Here is a 19,394-nt window from a genome sequence, read left to right as displayed (position 1 = left end):
CACACATATGTGTGGTGACGATGGCAAGAAGGTCACACCTGTTCCCATGCCGAACACAGTAGTTAAGCTTCTTAGCGCCGAAGGTAGTGAGGGGTTTCCCCTTGTGAGACTAGGACGTTGCCGCGCATATAGTTATTCCGCAATAGCTCAGTTGGTAGTAGCGCGTGACTGTTAATCACGATGTCGTAGGTTCGAGTCCTACTTGCGGAGTTACATAGTATTTTCATGTATAGGGTACAAGGAAACTAGAATCTGGAGAGTTGTCCGAGCTGGCCGAAGGAGCACGATTGGAAATCGTGTAGGCGGTGAAAACTGTCTCAAGGGTTCGAATCCCTTACTCTCCGTTGTGAAATTTTAATGTAAGTTATGGCCCGTTGGTCAAGCGGTTAAGACACTGCCCTTTCACGGCGGTAACACGGGTTCGAATCCCGTACGGGTCATTGTAATAAAGGTTTATTCAAACCTGGAGGTTTAGCTCAGTTGGGAGAGCATCTGCCTTACAAGCAGAGGGTCAGCGGTTCGAGCCCGTTAACCTCCATTGCAACAAATTAAATTATGGTCTCGTGGTGTAGGGGTTAACATGTCTGCCTGTCACGCAGAAGATCGCGGGTTCGATTCCCGTCGAGACCGTATTTTTGAAAAAATAGAATAGCACTAATTTTTCCTAATGCATATGGCCCGGTAGCTCAGTTGGTAGAGCACTTGATTGAAGCTCAAGGTGTCGGCAGTTCGACTCTGTCCCGGGCCATTTGGAGGGGTAGCGAAGTGGCTAAACGCGGCGGACTGTAAATCCGCTCCTTCGGGTTCGGCAGTTCGAATCTGCCCCCCTCCATTATTATTTTAGGGGTATAGTTTAACGGTAGAACTATGGTCTCCAAAACCATCAATGTGGGTTCGATTCCTACTACCCCTGTTAGTACATTTAAATTATGGCGATTGTGGTGAAGTGGTTAACACACCGGATTGTGGTTCCGGCACGCGTGGGTTCGATCCCCATCAGTCGCCCTTTTTTATTGGGCTATAGCCAAGCGGTAAGGCAAGGGACTTTGACTCCCTCACGCGCTGGTTCGAATCCAGCTAGCCCAGTTTGTTTAAATATTATATTTTGGCGGTATAGCCAAGTGGTAAGGCAGAGGTCTGCAAAACCTTCATCACCGGTTCAAATCCGGTTACCGCCTTATGACTTTAATAAAAGTTAAAACTTGCAATTAGTAATCTTGCCGGCGTGGCGGAACTGGTAGACGCGCTGGACTCAAAATCCTGTGCCCGCGAGGGCGTGCCGGTTCGATTCCGGCCGCCGGTATACTAAAAAGCAACAGCGTATAATAGCGTTGTTGCTTTTTTTATACTGTTATATACAAATTTCGGTTCTACAACATTTGACGTTGGTAAGTAAAAAAATGTGAGTTTATAGCAGATTTAACAAACTATAAGTCGATGGAGACAATAGAATTAGTTTATTTAATTCCTAAACGACAACATTTGGATAAATAGTTTGTTATACTAGAAGTAAGAGAACAAGTAGGAGAGATGATCGTGAATAAACGTTTAGGAAAATGGCAGATAATTGTTGGAAGTTTAATTGTGCTCATGGGAATTTTTGCGATAGCTATCCAACCATTAGTTGCAGTTTTGGTTATTGCTTATGGACTGTATATAGTATATGTAGGAACTAGGATTAAAAAAGGCAATCATCCATTCCAAAAGAATAAAGATCATCATTGAGGTAAAGAATTCATTCCAAAAAAGGAATGAATTCTTTTATTTAAAGTAAAGTAAGCGCTTTAATAATAGGTGTTTTTCTGTTATTATAAGAGTGTAATCGAGTCACTATAAATTTTTTAAGTGTTGCTGGTCAACTTTTAGAAGTTTGAATAAGAAAAGAAAGGATGGGAGAAAATAGTCGGTTTAAAAGTTTTTGAAAAGTTGCAGCAATAGGTAAAGATGGTTCCAATAATCTATTAATTGTGAGGAGTGTCGCCATTGTCAACGAAAGAAAGATTTTTAAAATCAGAAATTCGCAAAACAAATCACCTGTTTTCTTCATTACGTTCTATTATCGAAACTTCTATGTACAGCAATAATATTCAGTTAGTCACTACACTTGAAGATGCCTATGGATTAGCACATGATGCTGTCAATACGATTGTGACTGATTTGGACGTTAAATTTCCTGAAAAACTAGGATTGCCTCAAAGCGCTAAAGTTTTAGTGGAAAATGGAAACAATGTTGTAGGAAGAACTGCTGTAGCAAAAAGAATACAAGGAGAAAATCCTGAAGAAGATAAAAAAATTAAATCTTTGGTTATGGATGCCGTTTATGATGGTACGCAAAAATTAAGATACAAAACAACAGCTTATGTAGGATTAGATTCTGATTTTATGGTGAAAGCTCATTTAACGGTACCAGAAGGACAAGAAAATAACTTGTATTCTTGGTTGTTAAATTTCCAAGTGACCAATGAAGAATACAACACGATGTATCAATCTTCCGTTGAAATCAATGAAGGAGATATCATGATTTACCAAGATGCTTATTGGCATCATCCAGATTATCCATTAGGTTTAGCCTATTTTGATCCTGAACACAATTGTGCCATCATTCTTGGGATGAATTATTTTGGGGAATTAAAAAAAGCTACACTTACTTTAGCATGGAATATTGCCCATAATGTCGGTTATGCCTCTTGTCATGGCGGACAGAAGAAATTTACTCTTAAAAATAACGAGAGTTACGTTTCAGCATTTTTCGGACTATCGGGTTCAGGTAAATCGACCTTGACTCATGCCAAGCATGATGATAAGTATGGAATCGAAGTATTGCATGATGATGCTTTTATCATTTCTTTGGAAAATGGCTCTTCCATCGCTTTAGAACCGTCTTATTTTGATAAAACACAAGATTATCCTGCTGATCATCCAGAAGTAGATTACTTTGTCAGTGTACAAAATGTAGGAGTCACTCAAGATGAAGAGGGGAAAAAAGTCCTGTTGACAGAAGATCTACGTAACGGAAATGGGCGGACAGTGAAATCCCGTTATTCTACGCCAAATCGAGTAGATAAATTTGATGAACCGATCAATGCTATTTTCTGGATCATGAAAGATGAATCGCTGCCGCCAGTCTTAAAAGTAACCGATCCAGTGTTGGCCACGACGTTTGGAGCCACTCTGGCTACTAAGAGAACGACTGCTGAGCGTTTGAAAAAAGGGGTAGATATCAACAAGTTGGTTATTGAGCCTTATGCTAATCCCTTTAGAGTTTATCCGTTGATCGATGATTACAATAATTTTAAATACCTGTTTGAGAAAAAAAATACCGATTGCTACATTCTGAACACAGGTTTCTTTTTAGATAAAAAAATACCTAAAGAAGTCACTCTGGAAGCAGTAGAAAAAATAGTGGAGGGAACAGCTGAATTCAAATCTTTTGGCAATTGTTCAGATATCAGTTATTTAGTAGTCAACGGATTTGAACCGGGTTTCTCTAATTCGTCTTATACGGCTTTAGTGGATGAAAGAATGAAAATGCGTGGCGAATTTATCAATGAACAAAATCAAAAAAATCCATTAAATGTATTGCCTAACGAAGCTTTGAAAGCTGTATTAAATCTAATAGAAGAATTTTGAGTAAGCGTAAAATAAGAATGAGTTCTTTACAGTTCATTCTTGATTTGCGTAAGAAAAGCAATTCTTATTGTAAGAATTGCTTTTCCATTTTTTGAGTGGGGAGGAAGATACATGCCAGGCCGAACGATTGAAATGACAGAAACAGTTCTTAGAGATGCTCACCAAAGTTTGATGGCTACTCGAATGTCCACAGAAGATATGTTGCCAATCATTGAAAAAATGGACCGAGTAGGATACTTTTCTTTAGAATGCTGGGGTGGAGCAACATTTGATGCAGCCATTCGCTTTTTAAATGAAGATCCTTGGGATAGGTTGAGAGAAATACGCAAACGAGCTCCGAATACAAAGTTGCAAATGTTGCTGCGCGGTCAAAATTTGTTGGGCTATCGTCATTACGCAGACGATGTGGTTGACAAATTTGTCGAAAAAGCGATGGAGAATGGAATCGATATTTTTCGTATTTTTGATGCATTAAATGATGTACGAAATTTAGAAGCTTCCTTAAAAGCGGTAAAAAAATATGGCGGGCATGCACAATTGACCATTTGTTATACGATCAGTGATGTGCATACGATCCCTTATTTTGCTGACTTAGCGAAACAAATGGAAGATATGGGTGCAGACTCTATTTGCATTAAAGATATGGCTGGAATACTGACCCCTTATGTAGCAAAAGACTTAGTTAAGGCAATAAAAGAGGTCATCACGGTACCTTTAAGTCTGCATACACATGCTACCAGCGGCACATCTCAAATGACCTATCTGATGGCAGTCCAAGTAGGAGTGGATATGATCGATACCGCTATTTCACCATTCGCAGAAGGGACTAGTCAACCACCTACAGAAACAATGGCTATTTGTTTAAATGAAGGGGAGAATCGTACTAAACTAGATGTTGACCTGTTAGAAGAAGTCGCGGATTATTTTAAACCTATTCGAGATAAATATTTGGCAAATGAATTGTTGAACCCGAAAATGATGGGATCAGATCCAAAAGCGCTGATTTACCAAGTTCCAGGTGGGATGTTGTCTAACCTGTTATCTCAGTTGAAGCAAGCTAATGCTACGGATAAATACGATGAGGTACTGAAAGAAGTTCCTCGTGTACGTGCTGATTTAGGTTTCCCGCCTCTTGTAACCCCTATGAGCCAAATGGTCGGAACTCAAGCCGTATTCAATGTTTTATCTGTGGAACGATATAAGATGGTACCAAATGAAATCAAAGAATATTTGCGTGGTTCTTACGGGCAAACTCCGGTACCGGTAAGCGAAGAATTCAGGAAATCGATCATTCATGATGATCCTGTAGTGACCGACCGTCCTGCAAATCATATCAAACCAGAATTCGATCGGTTGAAAAAAGAGCTGGGCGAGTTGGCAAAATCAGATGAAGATGTCTTAACGTATGCTCTTTTCCCACAAGTAGGCAAAGCTTTTTTAGAAAAGAAATATCAAAGACCTATGATGGTTTCCGAACCAACAGTACAATCTGTAGCTGAAGATGTGGTGATACGAATTTCAGCAAGTATGTAAGGAAAGAGGGGTAGTATGCGAAATTTCACTGTTATGGATGGAGTAGTGGTCACTGTCCTTAGTATGTTAGTTGTTTTTCTCATTTTGATTGGGCTGCAGCTTGTCATCAGTTTATCTCGGATCGTCTTAGAAAGACAAAAAGAGAAATCACAAGCTGCAACGACTCTAGTGGAAGATGAAGAGACGAGAACAGCAGCGGCTTTGATGGCATTGATTTTAGCGAATGAAGAGCAGCAAAATAAGCATTATCAAATCACGTCGATAAAAAGAATTCGTTAAATGGAGGATCATGACATGAAAAATTACGAAATTACGGTTAATGGAAAAGTCTATCAAGTATCTGTGAAAGAAGTCGACACTGAAACTCACTCCCAACAGCTCGCACAACCCACTGCACCTATCCAATCAACACCGCAGCAGAATCATAATACAACTCAGACTGATGGTCATACCATTTCTGCTCCAATGCCCGGTACTATTTTGCGTCTTCAAGTAGCCGAAGGACAAACAGTCTCTAAGGGAGAAGTCTTGTGCATCTTAGAAGCCATGAAAATGGAAAATGAAATTGTAGCTCCCAACAATGGAGTGGTTTCAAGTATCCAAATACGAGCTAATCAGGCGGTAGAATCTGGGGACTCATTGATGGTTATCTCTTGAGGTGAGGAGGAAGGCGAATGTTTGAGGCACTAAATGAACTCATCACTACTTCTGGTCTGGTCAATATGAGTTACAAACACGTCATTATGATCCTATTGGCTTGTGCTTTTCTATATTTAGCCATCAAAAAAGGGTATGAACCTTATCTGCTGTTGCCGATAGCTTTTGGAATGTTATTAGTGAATTTGCCTTTAGCCAATCTCATGTTGGCTCCTCAGGCTGGTTCGTCAGGAGGACTCTTGTACTATCTCTATCAAGGAACAGAGCTGGGAATTTATCCGCCACTTATATTTCTCTGTTTAGGTTCAACGATTGATTTTGGACCTTTAATTGCAAATCCTAAGACCTTGTTGTTAGGCGGAGCGGCACAAGTCGGGATTTTTATTGCTTTTTTCGGAGCTTTGGCTTTGGGAATGACGCCTCAAGAAGCTTCATCTATTGGAATTATTGGTGGTGCAGATGGACCGACAGCAATTTATTTGACTACTCAATTAGCAGATCATTTATTACCCATCATAGCGTTAGCTGCCTATTCATATATGGCATTGGTTCCTATTATCCAACCACCGATCATACAAGCCTTAACAACTAAAGCAGAACGAGAAATTAAAATGGAACAGTTGCGTCCAGTATCAAAAGCAGAAAAAATATTGTTTCCTATTGTAACTACGATATTTGTTATTTTAGTTGTTCCTTCATCAGCTCCACTAATCGGAATGCTGATGCTGGGAAATTTAGTGAAAGAAAGCAACGTTGTACCAAAACTTACTGAAACGTTACAAAATTCATTTATGTATATTGTCACGATTCTGCTGGGGATAACGGTTGGAGCTAAAGCCAATGGGGATATTTTACTCACTATAGAGACTTTACAAGTTGTGTTGTTGGGCTTAATCGCATTTGCTGCAGGGACAGCAGGTGGTGTATTGATGGGGAAATTGATGTGCAAGCTGTCTGGTGGAAAGATCAACCCAATGATTGGTGCAGCAGGCGTCTCTGCCGTTCCGATGGCTGCACGTGTAGTTCAAAAAGAGGGAGCAAAGGCCAATCCTTCCAACTACTTGTTGATGCACGCCATGGGGCCAAATGTAGCAGGTGTCATTGGTTCTGCAGTAGCTGCAGGTGTGTTGTTATCTTTCTTTGGTTAATGAAGAAATGAGGAATAATAGCGTATGGTGGCAGGAGGGGATTATTTGGAAGCTTTTATCAATGGATTATCAGCAGTTACTTCTGGTCAAATCATTATGATGGGAATTGGAGCTTTGTTGATTTACTTGGGTATCAAAAAGCAGTATGAACCAACATTGCTTATTCCGATGGGGCTTGGCGCTGTATTAGTCAATATACCCGGCTCTGGATTGATTAGTCAAGAAATAAATGGACAGACTCAAGAAGGAATTTTAGATGTTCTCTTTGATTTTGGGATTTCGAATGAGTTGTTTCCATTGTTGATTTTTATCGGTATCGGAGCAATGATCGATTTTGGACCATTGTTAAAGAACCCTTTTATGTTTTTATTTGGAGCAGCAGCTCAATTTGGGATCTTTTTTACTATTTTAGTAGCGATTATATTTGGATTTGATTTGCAAGAAGCTGCTTCTATCGGAATTATTGGAGCGGCAGATGGTCCGACATCCATTTTTGTAACCAATCAGTTAGCGCCTCATTTATTGGGACCCATTACTGTAGCAGCATATTCTTACATGGCCTTAGTGCCTATCATTCAGCCTATCGCCATCAAAGCGGTCACTACAGAAAAAGAACGGAAAATCAAGATGACTTACCAAGCAGAAACGATTTCTAAATCAACTAGAATTTTATTTCCAATTAGTGTTGTTTTTGTGGCGGGCTTTGTCGCTCCAGCTTCATTGCCGTTAGTCGGTTTTTTGATGTTTGGTAATTTGATGCGGGAATGCGGTGTATTGGATCGATTGAGTCAGTCCGCACAAAATGAATTAGTCAATCTGGTCAGTATTTTATTGGGATTGACCATTTCAGTAAAAATGACGGCTGATCAGTTTTTAAATCTTAGTACACTTTTAATCATTGCTTTTGGTCTGGTGGCATTTGTAATGGATACCATCGGCGGGGTTCTATTCGCCAAGTTTCTGAATATATTCAGAAAAGAAAAAATCAATCCGATGATCGGTGCTGCTGGTATCTCTGCATTTCCTATGTCAGCTCGAGTTATCCAGCGAATGGCCCATACTGAAGACAATCAGAATTTCATATTGATGTATGCAATTGGAGCGAATGTTTCTGGACAGATTGCCTCGGTTGTAGCTGGAGGCTTAGTATTGAATTACTTTATGTGACCTTGTTGTAAAGATCGTTTTCTTGAAGGGAGGCGGTAGAATGTTTGATGTAGATTACACAGCTTTAGAAAAAGGATTGGAACTTATGGGTATTGGTATGTTAGGAATTTTTGCTGTCCTGTTTATTTTGTACGTGACGAGTATTTTGCTGATCAAATTATTTCCGTCAAAAGGGGATAACCCTTCAGTAAAAAACTAAATTAAAAAAGGAACGTCAGGACAATAACTTTACTGTCTTGACGTTCCTTTTTAACTGTTCATTTAGCTCTGTACAGAATGAATTTTTTTCAACAGGGTTTTAGTGAAAGTAGTTTTTACAGCTATTGTGGCTATCCAGCCAAGACCGCTTACTGAAAAGAAAAAGAATAATGCTGGCCATCTCAACAATACAAAAAGCAATACTCCAGAGATGAGGAATAGTCCCAAGCTGATGAGCGGATGACCAGCCATTAAAACAAACCCCGTTAAAAATTTTTTTGGCAAAGAAGTAGTCAGCTTTTTGGTTAACGGGAAATAGAATAAAGCTGTCAATCCAAAAAGAATAGAAGCGACGTAAATCACGTACTTATAAACTTGTATCCAAGCTGCTGGAGAGGATAAGCTGGCTAAATACCAACTGTCTAGGAATAGGATTGCAGATATTCCGAAAACCGGCAGCCCAATTTTGTATCCTTCCCAAAAATGTGATTTAAAATAATGGTGAAAAGTTTTAAAAATAGGCACAGACGTTTCGCCTTGTGACCACAAATGCAAGATATGGAACAAGGCATTTGTGGCTGGAATTGCGGTAACTAAAGGCAGTGAAAACAACAGCCATACAAGGTTCAAAACAGCCAGTCGGGATATCCATTCGGTACCTTCTACAATTCCGTTGGTAAAGTCGAATTTTTTCATCAGAGTTGTCCTTTCTACCGATTTACTGTATATTTTCATTTTTTTATCCTTTTGTTCCGCCAGTCAAGTCCATTCCTTGAATGAAGTATTTCTGAGCGAAGAAGAACAATAAGACTGTTGGGATCATGACTAAAGTAGCTCCAGCCATCAAATAATTCCACTGGGTAGTCGATTGATTTTGGAAAGTTTGTAATCCGATTTGTAAGGTATACATCTCTTCATCATGAATATACAACAATGGTCCAAGAAAGTCATTCCATGCTCCGTTAAAGGATGTGATCCCAATAGTAATCAATGCTGGTTTAGTCAAAGGAACCATTAAATGACTCCAGATATACAAATGATTTGCACCATCAATCTGGGCGGCTTCAATCAACTCATCATTGATCGATAAATAAAATTGACGCATCAAGAAGATATTGAAGGCACTACCGAAGAAAGACGGGACGATCAACGGTAAATAAGTTCCTACCCAGCCGATTCGAGTGAATAGAATGTATTGTGGAATCATGGTAACAAATCCTGGAATCATCATGGTAGCTAAGACGAGAGAAAATAAAATGTTTTTCCCTGGGAAAGATATTTTAGCAAAACCATAGGCGATAAATGAATTGGACACCACATTACCTAACACAACAAAAAACGTGATCAGCAAAGTGTTTCTTGCATATTTGAAAAACGGAAAGGCTGCAATGGTTTCTGTATAATTGGACCATTGTAAAGTTTCCGGAAAGAAGCTTGGCGGGAAGCGCACGATTTCTTCCATTGGTTTTAAAGAAGTAAAGACCATCCAAAAGAGTGGAGCTAATAGAACAATACTTACCCCAATCAAAAGAATGTAAGAAATGAATTTATTTGCATTACGTTGTCTTTTCCGACTCTTAAAGTGCTGCTTTTTAGGAATAATTTTTTCAGTTTGTTCAGAAGTTTTTGTATTCGAAACATTTTCAATCATTCACTTCGACCTCCTCCATAATGTACCCAACGAGGAGCCAATTTTAAATTCACAAATGTTAAACTCAACACGATAACAAATAATACCATAGACATAGCCATTGCATACCCCATGTCAAAAGCCACAAAAGCTTTGTTCCACATATGTAAATTGTAGAAGAGAAGGGAATTCGCTGGACCATTCGTGCCACTTTCCGACATGACATAAGCTTCTTGGAAAATTTGGAAAGCTCCGATAGTTGATGTAACTACATCATAAAAAATAATGGGCGTGATCATTGGTAAAGTAATGTGACGGAATCGTTTAAAAGCACTGGCTCCGTCGATTTCTGCTGATTCGTATAGTTGGTTTGGAACGTTTTGCAAAGTCGCCAAATACAGCAGCATTGCGCCTCCCACACTCCACAGTTTCATTAAGATCAGAGCCGGTTTTGTCCATTGGGGATCAAATAACCAAGCAGGACCTTGAATCCCGACCCAAGCTAATATAGTATTTATTAAACCTGATGTAGGAGAGAGCATCTGCATCCATAATACATAGACGGCCACACCAGATAAAATAGCGGGTAAATAAAAAATAGTTCTGAATATGGAGATTCCTCGCACGCGTTGATTTAATAAGACGGCTAATAAAACACTCCCAATCGCTGTCAAAGGAACATTGAACAAGACGTAATACCCCGTATTATAGAGTGATTTCCAAAAAAGCTCATCTTGTGTAAACATTCTTCTGAAATTATCAAAGCCGATAAAGTCCATTTTGGAAGTCAAATTGTAGTTAGTAAAACTTCCATAGAAAGAAAATAGCATTGGCCCCAACATAAAAATAACGAAACCAATGATAAATGGAGAGACAAAGAAGAGGCCCCAAAGAGCATCATTTTTTTGTTTTTTAGTCTTTTTTTTCTTTTGCTTTTCTGTTGTAGCAGCCAATTTTTTCACCTCTTTCGTTTAGTACAAAACAAGGCGACAAAGAATAGCCTCTGTCACCTTGTCTGCTGAGTCATTTTGCTCATGAAATAAACCGTTATTCGTTTTGTTCAACGAGATTCTCAACTGAAGCTTGAGCTGCTTCCAATGCTTCTTCAGGTGATTTATTTCCCAGCATCACATTATCAATTTCTCCATTCACTAAAGAACTAAAGTCAGGTGCAGTCAAAGGAACAGGAGTGATCACTGTGTTTTCTAAATTGCGGTCAGCCATTTCATAAATCATTTGGCCTTCCTCATCTAAATCAGGATGAGTTGTCAGATTAGTGTTAGCTTCTTGGTTTGCCATAATATCAAAACTATTCAAACCAAATTTTTCTTGAACTTCTGTTGAAGTGAGGTATTTCATAAACTCATAAGAAGCTTCAGGATTTTCTGCTCCGTATGGGATTTCTAGAACGAAACCGCCACCCCATGACCAATTTCCGCTGCCTTCTTCATGTTCTGGTAAAGGTGCTACACCAAAGTTAAAGTCTTCAGGTGCATTTTCAAGTAAATTGGTGTAATAGTTGATATTTTGAGCTCGAATACCCACTAATCCAGAAATGAATGGATCAGCAACTCCTGAGCCGAATTCTGCTTCATATGAATTGATAGTGTCAGCACCATAGTAGTCTTGCCATTCTAAGATCCACTCAAGAGCTTCTACTTTTTCAGGTGTATCAATGGTCACATTACCTTCGTCATCGAACCAGCTTACGCCATTATCCGCATTTAATGCCCAAACATCTGCGCCTACATTCCAAAGCGGGTAAAATCCGATGCGTTCCCATGAATCTCCGTCTTGTACATCTAAAGCACGAGCGTATTCTTCTAATTCTTCCCATGTAGCAGGTGGAGTCTCAGGATCTAAGCCTACTTCCTCAAAAGCATCTTTATTGTAAAAAAGCACTTGGGTATCTGTATTAAAAGGCAACGCATAGGCATTATCTTCATAGAATACGGTTTCCCATAAATGAGGATAGAAGAGAGATTCCATATCATCTTCTTGGTTGATGTAGTCTTGAAGGTTCGTTGATTGTTGTGCTTCTGCACGTTGTTGAACTGAATTGATGTCTTGAACGATAACATCAGGTGGATCCCCAGCTGCAATAGAAGCTAGTGATTTGGTCCATATGTCTCCCCATGGTTGATAAACGTACTCAACCTCGATTTCGTCTTGTGATGTATTAAAATCTTCAATAATTTCTTCAATAGCGTCTCTGCGTAAACCAGAGCCCCAGAAAGACCAGAATTCAATCGAAACTTTATCTCCATCCGCTCCGGTATCTTCGGAATTATTTGCTTCTTCATTTCCTCCTCCGCATGCTGCTAATAAAAGCGCAGTTCCTGCTGTAAGGGTCAAAGAAAGCCAAAATTTCTTTCTTTTAATCATTGCTACCACCTTCACCTTTCTAAGTTATAATGGGAATAGCAGAATTAATGTCGGCACTTAACGTAAGGGCATACATTAATGAGTGCTTCTTCAATTTTGATGATATACTATAGTTTCGAAGTATTCAAATAAATAGCCTTAAATGATATAAAAATAAAAAAACTGCTTCAATCAGGTATTTCTTCCCCTCCGCAACTATTTTGGCTATAATTTACCTATTGACAAAAAGAATGATGCCGCTAAGGAGACTAAACAAGATGAGACAAACAAATGAAGAAAAAATTAACCGTTTAGAAGAGCTGAAAGAGACATACGATAGATTCAAAGAGAAACCTTTTCAATTAAATCTGAAAAGGGGAGTACCTGGCAAAGATCAATTAGCCTTATCTGAACCGATGTTGAACATTTTAACGCCGGAAGATCTGTATCAAGAAACTGAAGCTGATTTTCGTAATTATGGTGTACTGACAGGGATCCCTGAAGCGAAACAATTTTTTTCAGAAGTATTGGAAATTACCGCTGATGAGGTCATCATTGGAGGGAATTCGAGCTTGCAGTTAATGTATACTGTTTTAGCCAGCAAAATGTTTTTAGGACAGTCAGATAAAAATTCAGCATGGGCTAAAGAAAAGGTAGTCAAATTTTTATGCCCAAGCCCAGGTTATGATCGACACTTCAATGCAACAGAAAAATTAGGGTTTGAATTGATTCCTATTGAAATGACTTCAACTGGGCCGGATATGGATCAAGTAGAAATCCTAGTAGCTAATGATGCTTCAATCAAAGGAATCTGGTGTATCCCTACTTACAGCAATCCTACAGGAGTGACCTACTCGAACGAAGTAGTCGACAGATTGGCTAAAATGAAAACTCTTGCTCAAGATTTTGTGATTATGTGGGACAATGCTTATGTCGTGCACCACCTTAAAGAAAAGAAAGAACATGTTCAAAATGTATTAGAAACCAGCAAATCATATGGAACGGAAAAAAGAGTTTGGATGTTCTGCTCTACTTCAAAAATTACTTTTCCAGGTGCCGGGGTAGCAGCTTTGGGAGCTTGTAAAGAAAATATTGATTGGGTTACAGAAGTTCTTTCTGATCAGACGATTGGATTTGATAAAGTCAATCAGAAACGTCATGTGAAATTCTTGAAAGATAAAAAGCATTTACTGCAACATATGGAAAAACATGCTGAACTATTGAAACCAAAATTTGACAGCATCAGTAATCTTTTTGGAAACTACTTTGGTGAAGAATCAACGATGTTGGAATGGACCGAGCCAAATGGGGGGTATTTTGTGCATTTAACGACAATGGATGGCTGTGCAGACAGAATTGTTGAGTTATTAGCGGATATTGGAGTGAGCTTAACAGAAGCGAATGCCTCTTATCCTTATGGAGTCAACCCACGAAATAACAGTATCCGTTTAGCGCCAACATCTATCTCAGTGGAAGAAATAGAAGCCGCTGTTAAGGCAATTTGTTTGTGTGTAGAAATGGTTAGTTTAGAAAAAGAACTGGACTCAAACAAATAAAGTGTGAAATACTTTTCAGCATGCTAAAATAAATGAGATAAAGGAAATAAAAAGGTTATTTATGAATTTAAGGAAAGCGAGTGGATAGCTATGTCAAAAGGAACGTTTTGGTTAGGAGCATTGATTGGAGGAGCAGCAGCCTACACAGCAGCTATGTTATATGCACCAAAACCAGGTGATGAGTTACAAGAAGAATTAATGGAGAAAGCAAATCGCACGAAAGAAACTGGAAAAGATTATTTTGATATTGCTAAAGATAAAAGCGAAGATGTCAAAGCGGTACTTCAAGATGCTTCAAAAGGTGTATCTGTTAGCTTTAAAGAAGCCTCCAACAAAATTTCAAGTCAAGCCAGAGTAGATGGTCCGATCTTAAAGGAAAATCTAAAGGGATTGAAAAATAAAAACTCCATGAGTAAAGACTTGTTAAAAGCCAATCTTAAAGCAGCAGCACAAGATGTGAAAATCACTGCTGGTGAATTGAAAAATGATCTTTCGGATGTTGGAAACAATGTTAAAATCTACTCTGGAGAGCTGGCTAAACAATCGAAACAAGAAATCACCGAAGCCAAAGAAGAAAGACAAGGTGAAAGAGAATATGAATTGTATCAAGAAGCCTTTGAAGAAGAGTTGGATATTGAAAATACCTTTAAAGAATAAAGTACTTTAAAGAAATTAAACAACTCATAAAGTCTCAACAAAAAATAACCCTTCTGAAATTCACTTTACTCCATGAATTTCAGAAGGGTTATTTCAATCAATCATCTTGTTTCTTTCCGTCTTTTGTATAGCGAATAACGGAAGAATCCTTATTCTCTGCAATTTCTTTGGCGCGCTTTACAGCATCTGCTTTTTTATCAAATGTATCACTTGGACGCTTAGCATCTTCTGTTTTTACGACCCAAGTGTCGTCTTCAAAATAGACTTCCACATCATTGTCCAATAAATCTGGATTGGAGCTGGAGGTATCATGTTTGTCAGTTTTGGTTGGGTTCTTTTCGTTCTCGTAGGCTTCTTTTTCATCTTTTGAAGCATCTGACAACCATTCTTTTGCTTGTGAGATTGCAATAGGAATGGCTCTATCTTCTGGATAATCATTGTCGAGTAGAGCATTGCCGATATCTATGGCTTTTTTACGCAATAAAGGGTCGAAATTTTTAAAAGCATTTGGAAAATCGTTCATATTCCATGGCATAGTATCTATCCTTTCTATCTGAACTATTTCCCTCACAATGTATCACTCTTTAACTCACTCAGCAAATGAAACGATTTATAAAAACAAAAAAATACTATGGAAAACTACTTTCTGTTAATGTAAAAAAATAGGACTTATGGTACAGTTGATTTATAAAAAAATCACGCGAGGAGCGAAGCTCATGAAAAAAGTGCTTATTTTAGGAGGCACGCGTTTTTTTGGACGTAAAGCAGCAGATAAACTGATTTCAAAAGGATACCATGTCACTTTCGCTACAAGAGGCAACAATAAAGTGCCAAAAGGCAAAAATGTCGCACACGTTGTACTGGACCGTTCTGATGCGGAACATGAAGGATGGAACGATATTTGCGAAAAAAAATGGGATATTGTATTAGACAATATTTGTTTCACAAAAGAAGATGCGCAAATCATTCAAGAAAAGCTGGGTGGAAAAGTAGGGTATTACTTATTCACTTCCACATTATCCGTTTATAAAGGAAGCAAAGATGGATACAGTGAAACAGATTTTGATCCTTGGTTATTTGATTTGGACAGAACTAAAGAAGTTACTTATGGAGAAGGCAAACGTCAAGCAGAAAAAGTCTTGTTTGAAGACGAAGCTTTTCCAACTGCGGCTTTAAGGATTCCAATCGTCTTAGATGTGAATGATTATACTGAGCGTCTGCACTATTATATTCGTCGAATGATGAATGAAGAAAGTTTCCGTCTATATCGTGCTGATGCGCGCATCAGTTTCATTAAGGGAAGCGAAGTAGCTAATGTTATGATGTGGTTGATCGAAAACCAAAAAACAGGGGTCTACAATGCGAGTTCAAATGAAACCGTTGAACTGGAAACGTTGATGCATTGGATCGAAGAAGCCACTGGAAAACAAGCCAATATTGAATACACTTCTGATGAAGAAAACCAATCGCCGTTTAGTCTGAAGGAAGACTGTTATTTGAAAGTGACGCGTTTAGAAAAAGAAGGGTATCCTGTACCGGATTTAAAAAGTTGGCTGCAACCGTTGATATACCAATTAACTGCCGAACTAAAACAGGAAAATAACTAAGGTCTAACTAGTCTGGTGAGGAGTTTCAAAGAGTTGAAAAAGATAGAAAAAGCAAAAAAATTCTTGCAAGAAAATCTTGATTTGTTTCAATGTCCTATTTGTCAAGAGCCGTTTCAATCGGTAGATGGAAATAGTCTGGTGTGTGAAGAAGGCCACAACTTTAATATTTCTAAAAAAGGGACGGTTCATTTTTTAACAAAAGGGGTCTCTAATGAATACGATACGGAGATGCTGTCTTCACGTTTTCGGATAGCTCAAGCGGGTTTGTTCAACATTATGCTGGACGAGATTATGGAGCACATTGAAGAAAAAAACGGTACAACCATTGATATTGGATCTGGGGAAGGTTCTCAATTAGACTATCTGTCTTCATTGGGGCTTGAAGGAAAGCAAATCGGATTCGATATCTCCAAAGATGCGATTGCTTTAGCGGGAAGTCATTTTACAGATGCTTTTTGGTGTGTGGCTGATTTGGCTCATTCTCCATTTGCGAGTAAACAAACTGATACATTATTGAACATTTTTTCTCCTTCGAATTATCAAGAATTCAAAAGAATGCTGCGGCCTAATGGAACTCTTCTAAAAATTGTTCCGGATAAAGATTACTTAATAGAACTAAGAAACGTGCTTTATCGAGATCGAGAAGAGAAGCAATCGTATTCGAATGAACTGGTTGTCGCAAAGTTCCAAGAACACTTTCCGGAGAGTCAGATTTACACCATTCGATATACTTTTCCGCTGACGCTGGAAAACTATCAGGATTTGGTGAAAATGACCCCTTTGAGCTGGGGAGCAAGTGAGGAAGCTTTAAAATATGCGGTAGCTCATCCACTGAAAGAAATTACGATACATGTTTGTTTATTAGTGGGTAAAATGCCAGGATAATCAAGCAAATCAAACGATTTCCTAAAAAAGTCATTTTTAGTTGAGACAAGAAAACTATTTAAAAGATTTCCCTTGCATTCATATCATGATGGTGTTATATTGTTATTTATAAGCCAAACAGGTTCATTCGTTTTTATCAGTAATCCCATCAGATGTTGATAAAAGTTAATGAGATCAAGAGGCTCTACTAACGTATCGTTTCGCAGTGCTGGACACCGAAGCGATACGTTTTTTTGTCGTTCAAATTTGCATTTTCATTAAATTGAGTGTTTTTTGATGTTGACAACCGCATTACTGTCATTCTTCAGCCATGATCTAGGATACTATGAGCAACCTATATCCCAACTAAAGTTCTATCTGATTTAGCTTATAAGATAGTTAGCTGTTACTTACTTACGTCAAAAATTGCGGAACCGTTTAAAAAGACAGGATTGAATTGTAACAGACTAGACAGAGTAAATATGATAAAATAAACTTACATTCTTAAATTATGAAGACGACATGAAGGTTGGGATCGAGATGACCAGTGGGACTTTATTAAAAAAGCGGATCATTGAGGAAAGTAAACGAATCGGCATTGATAAAATCGGGTTTGCTACAGCAGAACCGTTTGATGGTCTAGAGGAAAGATTGAAAGCTCAACAAGCAAAAGGGCACCATTCTGGATTCGAACACAAAGTCATTGAAGAACGCGTTTATCCAGAGTTGATTTTTGATCAGCCAAAATCTATTATCTCCATTGCTTTAGCGTATCCTACAAAAATGAGTGAGCCTCCGCAGAGAGAAAAAGGGGTTCGACGTGGAGAATTTGCGCGCGCTTCTTGGGGGCAAGATTACCATGACATATTGCGGAATCGTATGGAGCGCCTCATCGATTATATACGTGTGACCGCTGATAAAGAAGTGACTTTTAAGCCGATGGTAGACACGGGCGAATTAGTAGATGTTGCCGTAGCTCAACGAGCGGGAGTGGGGTTTATTGGGCGAAATGGCTTGCTGATCACAGAAGAATTCGGCAGCTATGTGTATTTGGGAGAAATCATCACTAATCTAGAGTTTGAGCCAGACGAACCTGTTCCTTTTGGATGCGGGGAATGCATGCGTTGTGTCACTGCTTGTCCTACTGGAGCATTACTGGGAGATGGAAGAATCAATGCTAAACAATGCCTTTCTTACCAGACACAAACCAAAGGGATGATGGACGAACAATTCCGCCGTAAAATCGGACATGTCATTTACGGATGCGATATTTGCCAAATTGTTTGTCCTTATAATAGAGGAAAAGATTTTCATTTTCATGATGAAATGGAACCCGATCCTGAAAAAGTGATGCCCAAATTAAAACCATTGCTGATAATCAGCAACAAAGACTTTAAAGAGCAATTTGGCTCAATGGCTGGTTCCTGGAGAGGGAAGAAGCCGCTGCAGAGAAATGCTATTATTGCCTTAGGAAACTCGCGTGATCGGACTGCTTTGCCGGATCTGTTGCGCTGCATCGAAGAAGATGTTCGTCCCGTAATTCGTGGGACAGCAGCTTGGTCTATTTCCAAAATAGTCACAAAAAGAGATGATCTGGTGATCGAATTTCTACACGAAGCTTTGGAGAAAGAGACGGATGAAGAAGCTGTTTATGAGATTACTCAAGCTATTGAAGTCATCAGAAATAAAAAATTGAAGTAAGTTAATAGGAGAGAGAGAAAGAAACATGACAAATCACATTGCACTATTTGAACCACTGATTCCAGCAAATACAGGAAACATTGCCCGTACGTGTGCTGCAACCAACTCGCATTTACATTTGATTGAGCCATTAGGATTTAAAACGGATGACAAACATTTAAAACGAGCTGGATTAGATTATTGGAATGATGTAAACATTACTTATCATAAAAACTTGGAAGCCTTTATGGAATATTCTAAAGACGGACAGCTGTTTTTAGTCTCTAAATTTGCCAATCGCGTTTACAGCGAAGTAGATTATACCAATACAGAGGAAGATTACTATTTTCTTTTTGGGAAAGAAACAACAGGATTACCGGAAGAATTCATGCGTGAAAATGAAGAGAAGTGTGTACGATTACCGATGAATGATGAACACGTGCGTTCTTTAAATCTCTCCAATACAGCGGCCATTATGATTTATGAAGTATTACGGCAACAAGAATTTTCTGGATTAGAATTGCAACACCATTACGCTAACGACAAACTAGACTAACCTTTACTTGCTTATCTTGGAGAAGTTCATTCTATTCCAAGGTGGGCTTTTTTTATAGTCCAAAATCAACTTCTAAGAAAATAATGAAAAAGATGAATAAAATATGTCAATTTGACTTGTGTATTTTTAATGAAAGGGCTACAATAT

General features: G+C 38.6%; 19 protein-coding genes, 12 tRNA genes and 1 rRNA gene. 27 read left to right on the top strand and 5 right to left on the bottom strand.

Annotation, left to right across the window (positions count from 1 at the left end):
• The first annotated feature begins 10 nt into the window (after positions 1 to 10).
• The 21 genes from rrf to ACEN4L_RS11335 all read left to right on the top strand — a co-directional run bounded on the left by rrf (position 11) and on the right by ACEN4L_RS11335 (position 8,334).
• A 5S ribosomal RNA gene (gene rrf / locus ACEN4L_RS11435) occupies positions 11 to 126 on the top strand.
• 10 nt (positions 127 to 136) lie between these two features.
• A tRNA-Asn gene (locus tag ACEN4L_RS11430) sits at positions 137 to 210 on the top strand.
• A 44-nt stretch (positions 211 to 254) separates the two neighbouring features.
• Positions 255 to 344 (top strand) — tRNA-Ser (locus ACEN4L_RS11425).
• 24 nt (positions 345 to 368) lie between these two features.
• A tRNA-Glu gene (locus ACEN4L_RS11420) sits at positions 369 to 440 on the top strand.
• A gap of 25 nt (positions 441 to 465) precedes the next feature.
• Positions 466 to 538 (top strand) — tRNA-Val (locus tag ACEN4L_RS11415).
• A gap of 19 nt (positions 539 to 557) precedes the next feature.
• Positions 558 to 630: transfer RNA gene (locus tag ACEN4L_RS11410), tRNA-Asp, on the top strand.
• Positions 631 to 675: 45 nt separating this feature from the next.
• Positions 676 to 748, top strand: a tRNA-Phe gene (locus tag ACEN4L_RS11405).
• A gap of 3 nt (positions 749 to 751) precedes the next feature.
• A tRNA-Tyr gene (locus ACEN4L_RS11400) sits at positions 752 to 832 on the top strand.
• A gap of 10 nt (positions 833 to 842) precedes the next feature.
• Positions 843 to 913 (top strand) — tRNA-Trp (locus ACEN4L_RS11395).
• Between the two features lie 19 nt (positions 914 to 932).
• Positions 933 to 1,005, top strand: a tRNA-His gene (locus ACEN4L_RS11390).
• Between the two features lie 9 nt (positions 1,006 to 1,014).
• A tRNA-Gln gene (locus ACEN4L_RS11385) sits at positions 1,015 to 1,086 on the top strand.
• 21 nt (positions 1,087 to 1,107) lie between these two features.
• A tRNA-Cys gene (locus ACEN4L_RS11380) sits at positions 1,108 to 1,178 on the top strand.
• Positions 1,179 to 1,219: 41 nt separating this feature from the next.
• Positions 1,220 to 1,303 (top strand) — tRNA-Leu (locus ACEN4L_RS11375).
• A 233-nt stretch (positions 1,304 to 1,536) separates the two neighbouring features.
• Positions 1,537 to 1,725, top strand: coding sequence for a hypothetical protein (locus tag ACEN4L_RS11370; protein ID WP_407097411.1), 189 nt, complete (start codon positions 1,537 to 1,539; stop codon positions 1,723 to 1,725).
• Positions 1,726 to 1,983: 258 nt separating this feature from the next.
• Positions 1,984 to 3,630 (top strand): phosphoenolpyruvate carboxykinase (ATP), encoded by a 1,647-nt coding sequence (locus ACEN4L_RS11365; protein ID WP_407097410.1) that lies wholly within the window; start codon positions 1,984 to 1,986, stop codon positions 3,628 to 3,630.
• Positions 3,631 to 3,741: 111 nt separating this feature from the next.
• Positions 3,742 to 5,163 (top strand): oxaloacetate decarboxylase subunit alpha, encoded by a 1,422-nt coding sequence (locus ACEN4L_RS11360; RefSeq protein WP_407097409.1) that lies wholly within the window; start codon positions 3,742 to 3,744, stop codon positions 5,161 to 5,163.
• A 15-nt stretch (positions 5,164 to 5,178) separates the two neighbouring features.
• Complete coding sequence (locus tag ACEN4L_RS11355; RefSeq protein ID WP_407097408.1) at positions 5,179 to 5,442, top strand: OadG family protein; 264 nt, start codon at positions 5,179 to 5,181, stop codon at positions 5,440 to 5,442.
• Between the two features lie 15 nt (positions 5,443 to 5,457).
• Positions 5,458 to 5,820, top strand: a complete 363-nt coding sequence (locus ACEN4L_RS11350; protein WP_407097407.1) for a biotin/lipoyl-containing protein — start codon at positions 5,458 to 5,460, stop codon at positions 5,818 to 5,820.
• 17 nt (positions 5,821 to 5,837) lie between these two features.
• Positions 5,838 to 6,968, top strand: coding sequence for a sodium ion-translocating decarboxylase subunit beta (locus ACEN4L_RS11345; protein ID WP_407097406.1), 1,131 nt, complete (start codon positions 5,838 to 5,840; stop codon positions 6,966 to 6,968).
• A 96-nt stretch (positions 6,969 to 7,064) separates the two neighbouring features.
• Positions 7,065 to 8,135, top strand: a complete 1,071-nt coding sequence (locus ACEN4L_RS11340) for a sodium ion-translocating decarboxylase subunit beta (protein WP_407097415.1) — start codon at positions 7,065 to 7,067, stop codon at positions 8,133 to 8,135.
• Positions 8,136 to 8,175: 40 nt separating this feature from the next.
• The gene (locus tag ACEN4L_RS11335) at positions 8,176 to 8,334 is read left to right on the top strand and encodes an OadG-related small transporter subunit (RefSeq protein WP_407097405.1); all 159 of its coding nucleotides are present in this window, start codon (positions 8,176 to 8,178) and stop codon (positions 8,332 to 8,334) included.
• Positions 8,335 to 8,396: 62 nt separating this feature from the next.
• Here the strand turns inward: ACEN4L_RS11335 and ACEN4L_RS11330 are convergent, their stop codons facing one another.
• The 4 genes from ACEN4L_RS11330 to ACEN4L_RS11315 all read right to left on the bottom strand — a co-directional run bounded on the left by ACEN4L_RS11330 (position 8,397) and on the right by ACEN4L_RS11315 (position 12,348).
• On the bottom strand, positions 8,397 to 9,029 hold the full coding sequence (locus tag ACEN4L_RS11330) for a YesL family protein (protein ID WP_407097404.1): 633 nt from the start codon (positions 9,027 to 9,029) through the stop codon (positions 8,397 to 8,399).
• Between the two features lie 43 nt (positions 9,030 to 9,072).
• On the bottom strand, positions 9,073 to 9,819 hold the full coding sequence (locus ACEN4L_RS11325; RefSeq protein WP_407097414.1) for a carbohydrate ABC transporter permease: 747 nt from the start codon (positions 9,817 to 9,819) through the stop codon (positions 9,073 to 9,075).
• A gap of 161 nt (positions 9,820 to 9,980) precedes the next feature.
• The gene (locus ACEN4L_RS11320) at positions 9,981 to 10,805 is read right to left on the bottom strand and encodes a carbohydrate ABC transporter permease (RefSeq protein WP_407097413.1); all 825 of its coding nucleotides are present in this window, start codon (positions 10,803 to 10,805) and stop codon (positions 9,981 to 9,983) included.
• 205 nt (positions 10,806 to 11,010) lie between these two features.
• On the bottom strand, positions 11,011 to 12,348 hold the full coding sequence (locus tag ACEN4L_RS11315) for an ABC transporter substrate-binding protein (protein ID WP_407097403.1): 1,338 nt from the start codon (positions 12,346 to 12,348) through the stop codon (positions 11,011 to 11,013).
• Positions 12,349 to 12,605: 257 nt separating this feature from the next.
• Here ACEN4L_RS11315 and ACEN4L_RS11310 point away from each other — a divergent pair, with 257 nt between their 5' ends.
• Entirely contained in the window at positions 12,606 to 13,883 is a 1,278-nt protein-coding gene (locus ACEN4L_RS11310) for an aminotransferase class I/II-fold pyridoxal phosphate-dependent enzyme (RefSeq protein ID WP_407097402.1), read from the top strand.
• Between the two features lie 90 nt (positions 13,884 to 13,973).
• Positions 13,974 to 14,540, top strand: a complete 567-nt coding sequence (locus tag ACEN4L_RS11305; RefSeq protein ID WP_407097401.1) for a YtxH domain-containing protein — start codon at positions 13,974 to 13,976, stop codon at positions 14,538 to 14,540.
• A 97-nt stretch (positions 14,541 to 14,637) separates the two neighbouring features.
• Here the strand turns inward: ACEN4L_RS11305 and ACEN4L_RS11300 are convergent, their stop codons facing one another.
• The gene (locus ACEN4L_RS11300; RefSeq protein WP_407097400.1) at positions 14,638 to 15,075 is read right to left on the bottom strand and encodes a DUF2188 domain-containing protein; all 438 of its coding nucleotides are present in this window, start codon (positions 15,073 to 15,075) and stop codon (positions 14,638 to 14,640) included.
• A 181-nt stretch (positions 15,076 to 15,256) separates the two neighbouring features.
• Between ACEN4L_RS11300 and ACEN4L_RS11295 the strand changes: the two genes are divergently transcribed.
• From ACEN4L_RS11295 to trmL, 4 genes are all read left to right on the top strand, one after another.
• Complete coding sequence (locus ACEN4L_RS11295; protein ID WP_407097399.1) at positions 15,257 to 16,147, top strand: NAD-dependent dehydratase; 891 nt, start codon at positions 15,257 to 15,259, stop codon at positions 16,145 to 16,147.
• Positions 16,148 to 16,180: 33 nt separating this feature from the next.
• Entirely contained in the window at positions 16,181 to 17,032 is an 852-nt protein-coding gene (locus ACEN4L_RS11290; RefSeq protein WP_407097398.1) for a putative RNA methyltransferase, read from the top strand.
• A 519-nt stretch (positions 17,033 to 17,551) separates the two neighbouring features.
• Positions 17,552 to 18,712: a tRNA epoxyqueuosine(34) reductase QueG gene (gene queG, locus ACEN4L_RS11285; RefSeq protein ID WP_407097397.1), complete on the top strand. Its 1,161-nt coding sequence runs from the start codon at positions 17,552 to 17,554 to the stop codon at positions 18,710 to 18,712.
• A 25-nt stretch (positions 18,713 to 18,737) separates the two neighbouring features.
• Positions 18,738 to 19,247 (top strand): tRNA (uridine(34)/cytosine(34)/5-carboxymethylaminomethyluridine(34)-2'-O)-methyltransferase TrmL, encoded by a 510-nt coding sequence (gene trmL / locus ACEN4L_RS11280; RefSeq protein ID WP_407097396.1) that lies wholly within the window; start codon positions 18,738 to 18,740, stop codon positions 19,245 to 19,247.
• Positions 19,248 to 19,394: the final 147 nt, after the last annotated feature.

This window comes from Desemzia sp. FAM 23988 (assembly GCF_045528365.1).
Taxonomy (GTDB): Bacteria; Bacillota; Bacilli; order Lactobacillales; family Carnobacteriaceae; genus Desemzia.
This window is presented reverse-complemented; position numbering and strand designations above follow the sequence as displayed.

Coding starts and splice junctions, on each gene's coding strand:
- ACEN4L_RS11320 (WP_407097413.1), bottom strand. CDS start 10,805: ATGTTGGGGCCAATGCTATTTTCTTTCTATGGAAGTTTTACTAACTAC.
- ACEN4L_RS11325 (WP_407097414.1), bottom strand. CDS start 9,819: ATGGTCTTTACTTCTTTAAAACCAATGGAAGAAATCGTGCGCTTCCCG.
- ACEN4L_RS11315 (WP_407097403.1), bottom strand. CDS start 12,348: ATGATTAAAAGAAAGAAATTTTGGCTTTCTTTGACCCTTACAGCAGGA.
- trmL (WP_407097396.1), top strand. CDS start 18,738: ATGACAAATCACATTGCACTATTTGAACCACTGATTCCAGCAAATACA.
- ACEN4L_RS11310 (WP_407097402.1), top strand. CDS start 12,606: ATGAGACAAACAAATGAAGAAAAAATTAACCGTTTAGAAGAGCTGAAA.
- ACEN4L_RS11345 (WP_407097406.1), top strand. CDS start 5,838: ATGTTTGAGGCACTAAATGAACTCATCACTACTTCTGGTCTGGTCAAT.
- ACEN4L_RS11340 (WP_407097415.1), top strand. CDS start 7,065: ATGATGGGAATTGGAGCTTTGTTGATTTACTTGGGTATCAAAAAGCAG.
- ACEN4L_RS11360 (WP_407097409.1), top strand. CDS start 3,742: ATGCCAGGCCGAACGATTGAAATGACAGAAACAGTTCTTAGAGATGCT.
- ACEN4L_RS11300 (WP_407097400.1), bottom strand. CDS start 15,075: ATGCCATGGAATATGAACGATTTTCCAAATGCTTTTAAAAATTTCGAC.
- ACEN4L_RS11335 (WP_407097405.1), top strand. CDS start 8,176: ATGTTTGATGTAGATTACACAGCTTTAGAAAAAGGATTGGAACTTATG.
- ACEN4L_RS11350 (WP_407097407.1), top strand. CDS start 5,458: ATGAAAAATTACGAAATTACGGTTAATGGAAAAGTCTATCAAGTATCT.
- ACEN4L_RS11295 (WP_407097399.1), top strand. CDS start 15,257: ATGAAAAAAGTGCTTATTTTAGGAGGCACGCGTTTTTTTGGACGTAAA.
- ACEN4L_RS11355 (WP_407097408.1), top strand. CDS start 5,179: ATGCGAAATTTCACTGTTATGGATGGAGTAGTGGTCACTGTCCTTAGT.
- ACEN4L_RS11305 (WP_407097401.1), top strand. CDS start 13,974: ATGTCAAAAGGAACGTTTTGGTTAGGAGCATTGATTGGAGGAGCAGCA.
- queG (WP_407097397.1), top strand. CDS start 17,552: ATGACCAGTGGGACTTTATTAAAAAAGCGGATCATTGAGGAAAGTAAA.
- ACEN4L_RS11330 (WP_407097404.1), bottom strand. CDS start 9,029: ATGAAAAAATTCGACTTTACCAACGGAATTGTAGAAGGTACCGAATGG.